The 11700-nt window shown below is 66.2% G+C and carries 11 protein-coding genes; 2 read left to right on the top strand and 9 right to left on the bottom strand.

What is annotated here, in order from left to right:
- Positions 1–119: 119 nt before the first annotated feature.
- Entirely contained in the window at positions 120–1070 is a 951-nt protein-coding gene (locus ACFFGN_RS28835) for a glycoside hydrolase family 16 protein (RefSeq protein ID WP_380053709.1), read from the bottom strand.
- Between the two features lie 295 nt (positions 1071–1365).
- Between ACFFGN_RS28835 and ACFFGN_RS28830 the strand changes: the two genes are divergently transcribed.
- Positions 1366–2064 carry a GntR family transcriptional regulator gene (locus ACFFGN_RS28830; protein ID WP_380053706.1) on the top strand — a complete coding sequence of 233 codons (699 nt, stop codon included), beginning with the start codon at positions 1366–1368 and terminating at the stop codon, positions 2062–2064.
- Positions 2065–2425: 361 nt separating this feature from the next.
- Here the strand turns inward: ACFFGN_RS28830 and ACFFGN_RS28825 are convergent, their stop codons facing one another.
- The 5 genes from ACFFGN_RS28825 to ACFFGN_RS28805 all read right to left on the bottom strand — a co-directional run bounded on the left by ACFFGN_RS28825 (position 2426) and on the right by ACFFGN_RS28805 (position 7183).
- The gene (locus ACFFGN_RS28825; protein WP_380053703.1) at positions 2426–3259 is read right to left on the bottom strand and encodes a carbohydrate ABC transporter permease; all 834 of its coding nucleotides are present in this window, start codon (positions 3257–3259) and stop codon (positions 2426–2428) included.
- Positions 3256–4227: a carbohydrate ABC transporter permease gene (locus ACFFGN_RS28820; RefSeq protein WP_380053700.1), complete on the bottom strand. Its 972-nt coding sequence runs from the start codon at positions 4225–4227 to the stop codon at positions 3256–3258. The genes ACFFGN_RS28825 and ACFFGN_RS28820 overlap by 4 nt, the downstream gene beginning before the upstream one ends.
- Before the next feature lie 9 nt (positions 4228–4236).
- Entirely contained in the window at positions 4237–5493 is a 1257-nt protein-coding gene (locus tag ACFFGN_RS28815) for an extracellular solute-binding protein (RefSeq protein ID WP_380053698.1), read from the bottom strand.
- A gap of 362 nt (positions 5494–5855) precedes the next feature.
- The gene (locus ACFFGN_RS28810; RefSeq protein ID WP_380053695.1) at positions 5856–6683 is read right to left on the bottom strand and encodes a hypothetical protein; all 828 of its coding nucleotides are present in this window, start codon (positions 6681–6683) and stop codon (positions 5856–5858) included.
- Positions 6680–7183 carry a SigE family RNA polymerase sigma factor gene (locus ACFFGN_RS28805; protein ID WP_380053693.1) on the bottom strand — a complete coding sequence of 168 codons (504 nt, stop codon included), beginning with the start codon at positions 7181–7183 and terminating at the stop codon, positions 6680–6682. Before ACFFGN_RS28805 ends, ACFFGN_RS28810 begins: the two co-directional genes overlap by 4 nt.
- Before the next feature lie 152 nt (positions 7184–7335).
- On the opposite strand from ACFFGN_RS28805, the gene ACFFGN_RS28800 reads away from it, so the two are divergent.
- The gene (locus ACFFGN_RS28800) at positions 7336–8640 is read left to right on the top strand and encodes a GDSL-type esterase/lipase family protein (protein ID WP_380053690.1); all 1305 of its coding nucleotides are present in this window, start codon (positions 7336–7338) and stop codon (positions 8638–8640) included.
- Here ACFFGN_RS28800 and ACFFGN_RS28795 read toward each other — a convergent pair.
- From ACFFGN_RS28795 to ACFFGN_RS28785, 3 genes are all read right to left on the bottom strand, one after another.
- The gene (locus ACFFGN_RS28795) at positions 8637–9743 is read right to left on the bottom strand and encodes a glycoside hydrolase family 183 protein (RefSeq protein ID WP_380053687.1); all 1107 of its coding nucleotides are present in this window, start codon (positions 9741–9743) and stop codon (positions 8637–8639) included. The two genes, ACFFGN_RS28800 and ACFFGN_RS28795, sit on opposite strands and share 4 nt — an antisense overlap.
- 169 nt (positions 9744–9912) lie before the next feature.
- The gene (locus tag ACFFGN_RS28790; protein ID WP_380053685.1) at positions 9913–10875 is read right to left on the bottom strand and encodes a helix-turn-helix transcriptional regulator; all 963 of its coding nucleotides are present in this window, start codon (positions 10873–10875) and stop codon (positions 9913–9915) included.
- A 3-nt stretch (positions 10876–10878) separates the two neighbouring features.
- Complete coding sequence (locus tag ACFFGN_RS28785) at positions 10879–11664, bottom strand: PrsW family intramembrane metalloprotease (protein ID WP_380053683.1); 786 nt, start codon at positions 11662–11664, stop codon at positions 10879–10881.
- Positions 11665–11700: the final 36 nt, after the last annotated feature.

The raw sequence follows: 11700 nt of genomic DNA, 5'->3' as shown, positions 1-11700 counted from the left end.
ACCTCACCGAATGGTGAGAAGAAGGACGAATCCTTCCGCAGTAGGCGTGGGCGGGACGCCGCTACGGACCGTACTCAGTCCGGTACCGAATGTCCATGGTTACTGGCGGGAAAGGTTTTTCAGCAGCTGATCGTGTCTGAATGGCGGACGCCGCTGTTGCGGAACTGGGCCACGCGGTTCACTGCCGCGGCAGGTGTCAGGGTCTCGTTCTTGGCGTAGTAGACCCAGTCGGCCGACTGCACGTAGACGCTGGTCGCGCCGCTGTGACCGCCGAGGTCGATGAACCACTGGTTGTAGTTCAGCGTCATGTTGCGCCGCGGGTAGACGCTGCGGCCCTGGTCGTCGGTGGTGTGATCGCCGACCAGGTTGCCGTCGATGTAGTACTTCACGTGCCCGTCCGCGACGGTGGTTACCAACGTGTGCCAGCCGTTGTGGCTCCACGGCATCCGGCTGCTCTTGCGCCAGCCGTCGAACGGGTCCGCCTGGTACGTGTTCCAGCTGGTGACGAAGTTGACCGGGCCGGTCTCACCCCAACCACCGTTCGGCAGGTACTCGGAGAAGTCCAGCTCGCTGTACGTCGGTTCCCAGTCGTAGTCGAGCGGGGAGATCGCGTAGAACGTCTGGTTGATCCGGTCGCCGTCGTTCCCGCTTACCGGGGTGTCGCTGAACTTGAACCGGGTGGCGTAGGTGCCTTCCCGGAAACGCAGGGTGTTCTGCTGGACCTGGGCGTGGGTGGTACCGCCGGGCGTGCCGTTGGTCGAGGCCCGCAGCTGCATCACCTTCTGGCCGTCGACCGTCGGGAACGTGACGTTGCTCGCGGCCCAGGTGGCGCCACCGACGCCGGGACCACCGGCGTTCGTCCGTACGCTCCAGTCGCGTCTTGTGAAGGCGGGGTCTGTCCGCGAGGTGTAGTTGAAGTCGTCGAACAAGGCACCACACGCGGCGGTCTTCGCCGGCTTCGCCTCGGGTGTCGGTACCGCGGTGGCCGGCATCGCGACGGCCGCCGTGAGCAACGGCAGAACGGCGGCAGTGGCAGCGGCAACGAACCTGGTCTTGGCTGAACGGGTCATCGGGCTTCACCTTCTCTTGGGCGGGGGCTGGGCCGGATGGTTACCTTTGGTGCACGCTCCGACCACTTTAGGTAAAGTGGTCCGCCAGATTGGTAAAGTCAAGACCTCAGATTTCTTTTCCACTGGATATTTTACTAATCCCTTCGCCAAGCGGTCTGCACGCTCCGCTCAGCTGACCGCCGTCCGTTAACCAGTTAGGGCCGGTGGTCAAGATCGACTGACCATTAGGACCTCATCCGCGCTCACCAGTTGCTACGATTGCGTAGGTCGCAATCGAGCGTGCGAGGGGTGGGCGATGAGACGCACGGAGGCCAGGGACCGGCTGCTGCAGTTGATCGAGATCCGGCAGCCCGGCGAGGCGCTGCCGTCGGAGCGAACCCTGAGCGAAACGCTCGGCGTATCGCGGCCGACGCTGCGGGCCGCGCTCGACGATCTCGCCAAGGACGGACTGGTGACGCGGGAGCACGGGCGCGGCACCTTCACCGGCTCCCGCAAGATCTCGCAGGAGCTGAAGCCGACACCGCAGGGCGATTACAACCTGGCCCCGGCCGAAGGGTCATGGCAGAGCCGGCTGGTGAGCTTCGCGATGGAACCGGCCGGCGCGCGGCTGGGACAGCGCATGCAGGTCTCGCCGGGTGACCAGTTGGTCTCGGTGGTCCGGTTGCGCATCGTCGACGCCGAACCGATGTGCATCGAGAAGATCCGGATCCCGGCGGTCTTCGTGCCGGGCATCACCGGACCGGATTTCGAGCAGGGCTCGCTGTACGAGCTGATGCGCGACCGGTACGACGTCGTGGCGCGCGAGGCCGTGCAGACGACCGAGCCGACGGTGACCGACGGCCAGGAGGCGGAACTGCTCGGCGTACCGATCCTGTCCCCGGCCTTGCTCTTCGAGCGCTTGACCCGCAACGCGAACCAGGCCGTCATCGAGTACACCCGCTCCATCTACCGTGGCGACCGCTACCGCATCACCACCAAGCTCACCTTCGACTGACGCGGATCACTGCGAAGCGGTCAAAGGCGCGGGCATGCCGTCGGTGAAGAGGCGGGCGTCGATCTGGTCCAGCGCGACGCGGAGACCGCCGAGGGCGACGCTGTCGGCGCCCAGGTCGGAGGCCCTGATCTCGGGAACGCGCAGGCACAGCTGACCGAGTTCCTGGCCGAGCGGTTCGATGATGAGGTCGGCCGAGCGGGAGTAGCCACCACCGAGTACGACGACCTGCGGGTCCAGCGCACGGCCTTGAGCGCACCGATCTCACCGGCCGCTCCGCCGTAGCCGCGGCGAAGGGTGCCGTCCAGGATCAGGCCGGGGACACGGCCGCCCAACCGGGCAGGTGGGTGGTCCGGGGAGGCGGTCAGCCCTTGACGGCGCCGGCGGCTACGCCGGTGGTTACCCGGCCTTGGAGGGCTAGGAAGATCAGGAGTACGGGCAGCATGAAGAGGCTGGCGGCGGCCATGGTCGCGCCCCAGTCGGTTCCGAAGGTGTTGCTGAACGAGGACAACCAGACGGGCAAGGTCCGCTGGTCCTGGTTCTTGATGATCAGCAGATTGGCGAAGGCGAACTCGTTCCACGCCGTGATGAAGCCGAACAACGACGTCGACAACAGCCCCGGCGCGAGCAACGGAAACGAGATCCGCCGGAACGCCTGGAACTGGTTACAGCCATCCACCTGAGCGGCCTCTTCCAGCTCGGCCGGAATCGCGTTCAGGAAGCCGCGCAACGTCACGATCGTGAACGGCAACGTGACCATGAAGTAGATCAGCGTCAGCATCGGCAGCTTGTCCAGCATGTCCGTGTCACGCGCGATCACGTACATCGGGATCAGCAGTGCCTCCCACGGAGTCATCTGCGCGATGAACACCATCAGGATGAACGCCCGCCGGCCGGTCCACCGCATCCGCGATACCGCGAACGCGGCCAGGCAGGCCACCACCAGTGACAGCAGCACCGCGCTGATCGCGACCAGTCCACTGTTGCGCCAGAACAACCAGAACCCGTCCGCGTTCACCGCCGTACGGAAGTGGTCGAAGGTGATGTTGGTGGGCAGGAAGGTCGGCGTCTCGGCGGTGATCTCCGTGGTCGGCTTGAACGCCGTCAGCACCATCCAGTAGACGGGAAAGACCGAGAAGACGAAGACCACCAGGGCGAGCAGATTGACGGTCGCCTTGCGGCGCAGGCTGGTTCTCACAGCTGCCCCTCTTCCTTGAACATCTGCCGGAAGTACGCGAACAGCACGCCGGTCAGGATCAGCACGGTCACCATCGAGATCGCGGCACCCAGGTCGTACCGGTTCAGCGACTGCGCGATCTGGTAGGCGTACACCGGCAGCGTCAACGTCGCGTTACCCGGTCCACCCTGGCTGATCGCCCAGATCTGCACGAAGCACTTGAACACCCAGATCACTTCCAGGCAAAGGATCAACCCGAACATCGGCCGCAGAATCGGGAACGTGATCAGGAAGAACGTCTTCACCCCACCCGCGCCGTCGATCTGCGCCGACTCGCTCAGCTCCCGCGGCACTGTCGTCATCGCGGCGTACAGCGTCAGCGCGGCGAACGGCACCGACTGCCACACGATCAGTACGACGATGATGGCGAAGGTGGACTTGCCGTTGGCGAACCACGCGTAACCGTCGTACTGCTCGAAGCCGAGCGCGACCAGCACCCAGTTCACCACGCCCAGCTGAGACTGGAACAACCACTGGAACACGGTCGTGGCCGCGATCACCGGGATCGCCCACGCGACCACCAGACCGAACATCACGGCCAGCCGCATCCACCGGCCGAGCGCCATGATCAGCAGCGCCACCAGTGTTGACAGCACCATGATCAGCGACACGTTGATGGCGGTGTAGACGAACGTACGCCGGACCACCGCCCAGAACATGCCGTCGGTGAGGATCTGCTGGTAGTTGCTCAGGCCAACGAAGTCGGCGCCGCCGCGGATCAGCTCGCCAATACCGAACTTCTGGACCGAGATCTGCAGATTGCGGGCCAGCGGATAGACCAGCAGGTACGCCATGCCGAGCACGGTCGGCGCGATCAGCAGATAGGGCAACAGGCGCACCCACAGCGGGCGCCGCCCCCGCGCCGAGACCGGGCTGGTCTCGGGCGGGGGAGCACCCGCTGTGGTGGGCTCAGCGTGAACTACAGCCACGGGTCTTCTTTACTTGCCCGCGTTGAGGGCATTGGTGATGATCTCGTCGGCTGCCTTCGCGGCGGCCACCGGGTCACCACCGGTCAGCACCTTGGTCTGGTACTCCTTGATCGGGTTCTTCGCCTCGACCGCGGCCCAGTTCGGCGAGTTCGGCGTGGCCTTGCCGTTGGCGGCACCCGCGGCCATCGCGGCCGTGCCCTCGTCGGCGCCGGCCGCACCGGCCAGGCTCTTGCGGTTCGGCACGTACTTCATCGTCTTCGCGAGCTCGGTCTGCCACTCGTCACCGGCGATCGCCTTGATGAACTCGTACGCCGCGTCGGGCGCGTCCGAGGCCTCGGGAATGATCAGGTCGGAGCCACCGGTGAAGACGGCACCCGGCTTGTCGGCGGTCTTCCCGGGGATCGGGAAGAAGCCCAGCTTGTCCTTCAGCGCCGGATTCGCCTGGGCGATCAGCTCGGCGGCACCCGGTACGGCGATCATCTGCGCGACCTTGCCCTGCGCGAACACGTCGGTCTGGGTGGGCTTGGCCTCGTCGGAGTCCTTCGGGCCCTTACCAAGGGCCTGGATCTGCTTGTAGAACTCCATGCCTTTGAGCGCCTCGGGCGTCGACAGCGCGCCCTTCCACTTGTCGCCCTCTTGTACGGCGAGGTCGCCGCCCTCGTCCCAGATGAAGCCCGAGAGCACGTAGAAGTTCTGGCCGGGCAGGTAGATGCCCTGGTTGCCACCACTGTTCAGCTTGGCAGTGGTGGCGAGCCACTCCTCGCGGGTCTTCGGCGGCGTCACGTTGGCGGCCGCGAAGAGGTCCTTGCGGTAGATGACGACCCGGTTGGCCGCGTAGTACGGAATGCCGTACTGCTTGCCCTCGTAGTTGCCAGGACCAGCCAGGCCCTCGATCCAGTCGTCGCCCTTGAGGTCGGCCTTCTTGTCGGTCAGGTCCTTCACGCCACCGCTGGCCGAGTACTGCGCGACCTGGGTGTTGCCGACCTCGATCACGTCGGGCGCGTCCTTGCTGGCGAGCGCGCCGATGATCTTCGGGCCGATGCCGTTCCACTCCTGGATCTGGACGTTCAGCTCGATCTTGTCTTTGTTCTTCGTATTGAAGTCGGTCACGAACTTGTTCAGGAAGTCGTCGGAGACGCTTCCCTTCATCAGCCAGACGTCGAGCTTGGTCGGACCGGACGCGCCGGCGTCGCCGGGGTCGGAGGAGCCACAGGCAGTGGCGGTGAGGGCCAGGACGGCCGCGACGGCAAGGGAACGGAACTTCATCGGATCACCTCGAGCGGAGCGCCGGACAAGTCCGGCTGACTGGTATGAACCTGTCGTTCAGTGGCTAGAACAATCACGTAGCCACAGTTGACCAGTCAAGGGTTCGGTAAGATCCGTTACTAAGTCGTGAGTGCCTTTTCTCGGCTTTTCACGCTGCAAGCGTCTGTTTTAGTAGCGCGACTCGCACTCGTGTTTGCAAAATACGCAACAGACCACTCGGGCGTCTGGTTAGCGAAAGATCGGACCAGTGAGGCGTATTGGTAAAGATCATGCGGTCGCACCCCGATATAAGTCAGGAAATTACGAAAGCACCCTGCGCAACCAGCGGGCCTCCCACCGGAAGATGGAAGGCCCGCTGAGCGTCAGCGCGCCAGCGTCGCCAGTTTGCGAGCGACGGTCACCTGCTGGTCCGAGGTGAGCGGCAGCGCGGCAAGTGGTCGGATCTTTCGCGGGGTTGTCCCGTTGTAGTCCGGCGACAGCGGGTCCCCGTGCCACGGCAGCAGGTCCGGCGAATCCTTGGCCCACTCCCGGTGCGACGGATACCCCTGGGACTGGATCAGCATCACGTCGGCCTTGTCGGTCAGGAACCGGATCAGCACCGTCCGGCCCTGATTGCTGTCGGTCCAGACCTTCTCCCAGTGGTCCCCGACCTTCCGGCAGGTGGCTGCCTTGCCCTGGTACGGATACGGTGCGATCGCACATCCGTTCTGCCGGTTGGCGGCCGCCACCTTGCCCGGATCCAGCTCCGCCACCAGTCCGACGTACCCGGCCCTGGTGCCGTTTGTCACCGGTATGCCGACCCTGCCCCCGTTGAACGGATCGGGCCACAACAGCCGCGGCTTCTGACCGAACCGGACCAACTCCTCAGCCAGCCGGTCCACCAGCTCATCGGCCGGATGCGGCGGAATCGCCTTTCCGGTGTGCACGTCCATCGTGACGGTTCGCCCGGCCGTACTCGGCCCACCCGCGAACGGTGCTTCCCCTTGCGCCGGTCCACCTCCGGTCACACCCGCCAGTACGGCGACCAGGCCCGTCGCGAGCGCGGCACCTCCGACCGCGACGCTGGTCCGCCGTACGCGGAGGCGACGCCGCCCACCGGCCGCGACCACCTTCGGGTCCAGCGTGGTCGGTACGTCCAGGGTGTCCACTTGGGCGAAGGCCCGGGTGACATCGTCGTACTGCTCGGTCATTTCGTCAGTTCCTCTTTCGCTCCGAGGGCCAGCCGTAGCGCCCGCAGGCCCTCGGAGGTCTGGCTCTTCACCGTTCCGGGCGCGCAACCCATCACCTCGGCGGTCTCGGCCACGCTCAGGTCCTCCCAGAACCGCAGCACCAGCACGATCCGTTGCCGCGGCGGCAGGGTGCGCAAGGCGCGGGCCAGTTCCACCCGGTCGTCGGTCTGGTCCACCGGCACCGCGAGGGCGTCGGGTAGTTCCGGGACGAACCGCTCCCGGCGCCAGGGCCGACGGCCTTCGCTGAGGTGGGCGTTGACGATCGACTTGCGGACGTAGGCGTCGGGCCGGCTTACGGCTCGTACCTTCGGCCAGACGACGTACAGCCGCTCGAGCACCTGTTGCACCAGGTCCTCGGCCAGTTGCCAGTGCCCGCACAGCAGGTACGCCGTTCGCAGCCAGTGCCGTTGCCTGGCCGCGACGAAGTCCTCGAACTCGTCGCGGCCGTGATGTTCGCGCATACCCCTCAAACGCAACGACTCCCTGGTTCGGTTGGGTCCGGTTGTGGCGTTGGTCAAGCCGTTGACACCGGTCGAGGTGCTGCCTAGGTTCGGGCAAGCGCTTACTGAGTGTGTGTTCGTGTGCACAAATGTGGATCAGACGGGACGGTGCCGTGAGAAATCGCAGACCTCTGCTGCTGGGGCTTGCCAGCATCCTGCTGCTTCCCGGTGTCACCCCACCGGCCACCGCCTCACTCGCGCCATCCGCCGAAGTAACTCCGGCGGCGGCAGCCCCGGCGCACGGCCAGGCCGGGCGGATCGCGATCTGGAGTGGCAGCCTGCGCGGCCGGAACGGCACTTCGCCCGATACGACCGTTCGCAACATCGCCCGCGCCTCGGTCGACGCGACCTCGCTGCGAATCCGGATCGGCAACCCGTACGGCGATCGCGCGCTGCACCTGCGTGCGGGCTCGATCGGCCTGCAGGCGCGGATCGGCGAGGCTGATCTGGTCCCCGGCTCACTGCGGAAGCTCACCTTCGCCGGCAAGCGCTCGATCACGCTCGACCCGGGCGAATCGGCGTACAGCGATCCGGTCGCTCTGCGGGTCCGCGCCCAGCAGAACGTGGCGATCAGCCTCTACGCGCCCGGTGCCCCGATCAACGACCAGGTCTTTCCGCCGCCGACGCCGAACCCGCCGGGCAGCTTCCTCTCGCTCGCGGGCGATCACACCGGCGAACCGGGCGACAAGGCATATCCCGAGACGAACGTCGGGCAGAACACCTCACCCGGTTACCACCCCGGGCAGTTCTGGTGGTCCGACATCGTCGACGCGCGATCGGCCGCCAGGGGCACCATCGTGGCGCTCGGCGACTCGAACACCTCCGGCCATCAGGCGATCGGCGGCGGCGACCGCTGGACCGATCTACTCGCGCGGGAACTCAACGAACGCGCTCCCGGGCGGCAGCTCGCGGTCGCCAACGCAGGCATTTCCGGTAACACGGTCAGCCGTCAGCCCAATCCGTACGACCCGACCGGTCAGTGCTGTGGACCGCCCGCGGTGGATCGCCTGCACCGGGACGTGTTCAGCGTCGCCGGAGCGAAGTACGTGATCCTCTTCGAGGGCACGAACGATCTCGGCGGCGGTGCCTCCGCCCCGCAGGCGCCTGCCAGTCGGGTGATCGCCGCGCTGCGCGAGGTGGCCGATCGCAGCCACGCGCGTGGGCTGAAGGTCATCGGCGCGACGCTGATGCCGATGTGCAACGACGCCGGCAGCTTCCGGGAGACGAATCGCCTGGCGGTCAACGAGTTCATCCGGACCAGCCGGATCTTCGACGGGCTGATCGACTTCGACGCCGCCGTACGCGATCCGGCCAATCCGCGTGAGATCCGGCCCGCCTTCATGGCCGACTGCTACCACCCGAACGCCGCCGGCCATGCGGCGATGGCGGCGGCTATCGACACCGGGTTGTTCCGCTAGACGGTTCCGGCGAACTGGCTGACGTGGTACGCCGTGCTCTGGCCTTGCGGCGTACGGGTCCACTTCGAGACCAGGAGGTGCAGGCTGTCGCGGGTGGACCACGGGTGGATGAAGCCGCCGTACAGCGCTGGCTCCTGCCATGAGGTGACCTGGATCTTCTCCGGGGTCCACGCCTGGTCCGGGCCGTTCGCCGTCCGGGTGACGATGTTGCCGGTGGCGCAGTTCAGGTACGCCATCACCCAGGTGCCGTCGCTCAGCCTGCGGACCGAAGGCTCTCCGAACCGGCCGTTGAGGATCGGACTGCACGGGCGTCCCCAGCCCCAGTTGCTGCCGTTCCAGCCCCAGCCCTCGTACGCGTTCTGGTCGAACAGACGGTCCCACAGCACCCGGCGCAACATCATCGGCCCGTCCTGGCGCCCCGACCGGACCGAGAACACGTAGACCCAGTCGCCGTCGCGCTGCATCGTCCACATCTGGAACGGGTCCTTGTTGTCGCCGCTGTTCCACCACTTCAACGGCGTCCTGGTGAAGTCGTTGCCGTTGTGGGAGATCGCGAGCCCGGCATAACGGGACTTCCATTGCGGGCCGTTCGGGCCGGCGGAGTCCCAGTTCTCGATGCTCATGTACGAGATGAGCTGGTCACCGGTCTCGGGGAAGCTGATGCCGTCGTTCGGGATCACCGTCACTTCCCACAGACCGTCGATGCCGATGCCGTTGTGGCCGTTGTGCATCAGCTCCGGCGCCCGGCCGTTGCCCGCCACCTTCGCCGCGCTGTCGAACACGATGCCGCCGGCCGCGCCGGGGTGCACGTTCGACCGCAGCATGACCGGGGATCGCCAGTCGTTGTTGGGCTGTTCGGGCCAAGGCGTGTTGAAGGTGTCGCCGAACAGATAGCCGATGGACCCGTTCTCCAGCACGTACGGAATGCCCAGGTCCGTGCCGGCGACCTGCCAGCGATGGTTCGTATCCAGGTCGGCGCCGGTCAGCCGCTTCTTCCAGGTCGCGGCCTGCGCCTGCCCGGGCAGTATCAGCCCGGGCCCCACGGCCGCGGCCAAACCACCGGCGGCTACCGAGCCGAGAAAAGCGCGTCGATTCAACGTCATGACAGGAAACCCCTTGATCGGCCAACGGTGACGAAGTGTCATCGCGAGATCACGAATCTGGCACCAGTGGCGTGAAAGGGCCAGGCAGGAAAAGCCAATCGGACCGGCCTAGATGCGCCTTTGTCCCAGATGCGCCAGCGCTATTCGATCTGGGTCGAATAGCTGGGCGCTATAACCAGCCGCGGCGGGAGGCCTGTACGCCGGCCTGGAAGCGGGTGGTCGCGCCCAGGCGTTCCAGTAACGCGGCCGCCCGGCGCACGACGGTTCGCCGGGACAAGCCGAGCTGACGGGCGATCGCGTCGTCGGTGGCACCACTCGCCATCAACGTGAGGATCTCCCGGTCCCGTTCGTCGAGCGGCCTGCGAATGCCTTCAGTGGTGACGGGCACGGCCAACCGCCAGAACGACTCGAAAACGCTGCTGAGGGCATCGAGCAGACCGGACGAGTGGATCAGCAGCGTGACCAGGGAATCAGGATTGCCCTCGATCAGTGTCTCCAGCGGCAGCAGGGCGATCCGGTGGTCGGAGATGGCCATCTTGATCGGCGGATCGACCATCACCCGGGCGCGTTCACCATTGGCCACCGTGCGCATCATGCCTTCGCTTCGCCGGGGCGATTCCTGCTCCGACTCCGGGTAGATCGTGCGGTACTTGATGCCCGCGGCCATTCGTTCGATCTGCAGATTCTCCTGGCTGCCAAGCTCGGCTTCGTCCCAGAAGTACGGCGGGCGGTCGATATTGCGGACCTGATGCACCGCGCCGGTCTGGAACCGCCGGTAGTGCTCGAACACGGCTGAGGTCTGATCCAGCACCTCGACCGCGCCGTAGCCGCTACGCTCCCGCCGGGCGAACCGGTAGATCTCAGCCAGTTCCGCCTCGGCCTGCCGTAGCAACATCCTGCGGCGGTCTTCCGCCAGCAAAGCCGCGGCAACGACCAGGTCCGGCCTTTGCGCGTCCCACTCGGCTCCAGCCTTCATCACCACTTCGGACTCGTGGAGTTCGCCAAGCAACTGCTCGACCTCGTCCGGGTCCAGCGCGGTCAGTTCCGCCAAGTCCGCCACGGTGCTGCGCGGATGGGCGATCAACGCGCGGTACACCTTGCCCTGCGGGGTGTTCGCCGACAGGACGTCCATGGCTCAGTGTTTCGTGACGGAGTTGTCGAGTCCCTGCGCCTGGCGAAGGCCCACGAGCAGGAGGCCGATGCTGATCACTCCGACGATCGCGTAGGTCAGGTAGCCGCCGATGCCGTCCCAGGCGGTATGAAGCGCTACGGCCAGCGCGTACATCCCTAGGAAGTGCAAGAACCTTTTGCCACTCGGAGATGTCGCCAACCACCAAAGGCCCCAGCAGCTCAATCCGGTCCACGCGGCGTGCCCGGCGGGTGCGAGCAGCCCGCGCACCAGCAGGGTCTCCTCGGCGGCGCCGACGTTCCCACCGGACTGGATCAACGCGACAAACGCGTAGCCCATCGTTTCCAGGACGGCGAAGCCGGTGCCTACGGCAACACCGATCACGATGCCACTGCCGATCGAGCGATACCGGCGATGCGCGAACACCACCAGCACGACCGGGACCAGCAGCTTCGCGCCTTCCTCGATCAGCCCGACCGCGACCATCGGAACGGTGCCGAGGCGGCGCATGGTGTCGTACTCGAGCAGGCCGGCAACGACCACGCCGACCACCCCGCCGAAGAGCAGGCAGCCGCCGAGCGTCGGACCGTCGATCAGCCAGGTGCCGGATCGGCCCGCCGCGAAGGTGACAAACGTCAGCGGTACGACCAGTGCGCCGAGCAGGATCATCGTCGGGAACAGGTTCGGATTCCCGGTGTCGCGGAGTACGCCGAGAACCAGGAGGTAGAGCGCGGCCCCGATGGCGAACGTGCCGAGCCAGGCCCAGCGCCGGACGAGCTGCTGTGCGGTCATACGCCGATCCTGCACCGTCCGTGACCTGCACCGCAC

It is taken from the genome of Kribbella deserti (assembly GCF_042434725.1).
GTDB lineage: Bacteria > Actinomycetota > Actinomycetes > Propionibacteriales > Kribbellaceae > Kribbella > Kribbella deserti.
This window is presented reverse-complemented; position numbering and strand designations above follow the sequence as displayed.

Coding starts and splice junctions, on each gene's coding strand:
- ACFFGN_RS28835 (WP_380053709.1), bottom strand. CDS start 1,070: ATGACCCGTTCAGCCAAGACCAGGTTCGTTGCCGCTGCCACTGCCGCC.
- ACFFGN_RS28830 (WP_380053706.1), top strand. CDS start 1,366: ATGAGACGCACGGAGGCCAGGGACCGGCTGCTGCAGTTGATCGAGATC.
- ACFFGN_RS28815 (WP_380053698.1), bottom strand. CDS start 5,493: ATGAAGTTCCGTTCCCTTGCCGTCGCGGCCGTCCTGGCCCTCACCGCC.
- ACFFGN_RS28810 (WP_380053695.1), bottom strand. CDS start 6,683: ATGACCGAGCAGTACGACGATGTCACCCGGGCCTTCGCCCAAGTGGAC.
- ACFFGN_RS28805 (WP_380053693.1), bottom strand. CDS start 7,183: ATGCGCGAACATCACGGCCGCGACGAGTTCGAGGACTTCGTCGCGGCC.
- ACFFGN_RS28795 (WP_380053687.1), bottom strand. CDS start 9,743: ATGACGTTGAATCGACGCGCTTTTCTCGGCTCGGTAGCCGCCGGTGGT.
- ACFFGN_RS28790 (WP_380053685.1), bottom strand. CDS start 10,875: ATGGACGTCCTGTCGGCGAACACCCCGCAGGGCAAGGTGTACCGCGCG.
- ACFFGN_RS28785 (WP_380053683.1), bottom strand. CDS start 11,664: ATGACCGCACAGCAGCTCGTCCGGCGCTGGGCCTGGCTCGGCACGTTC.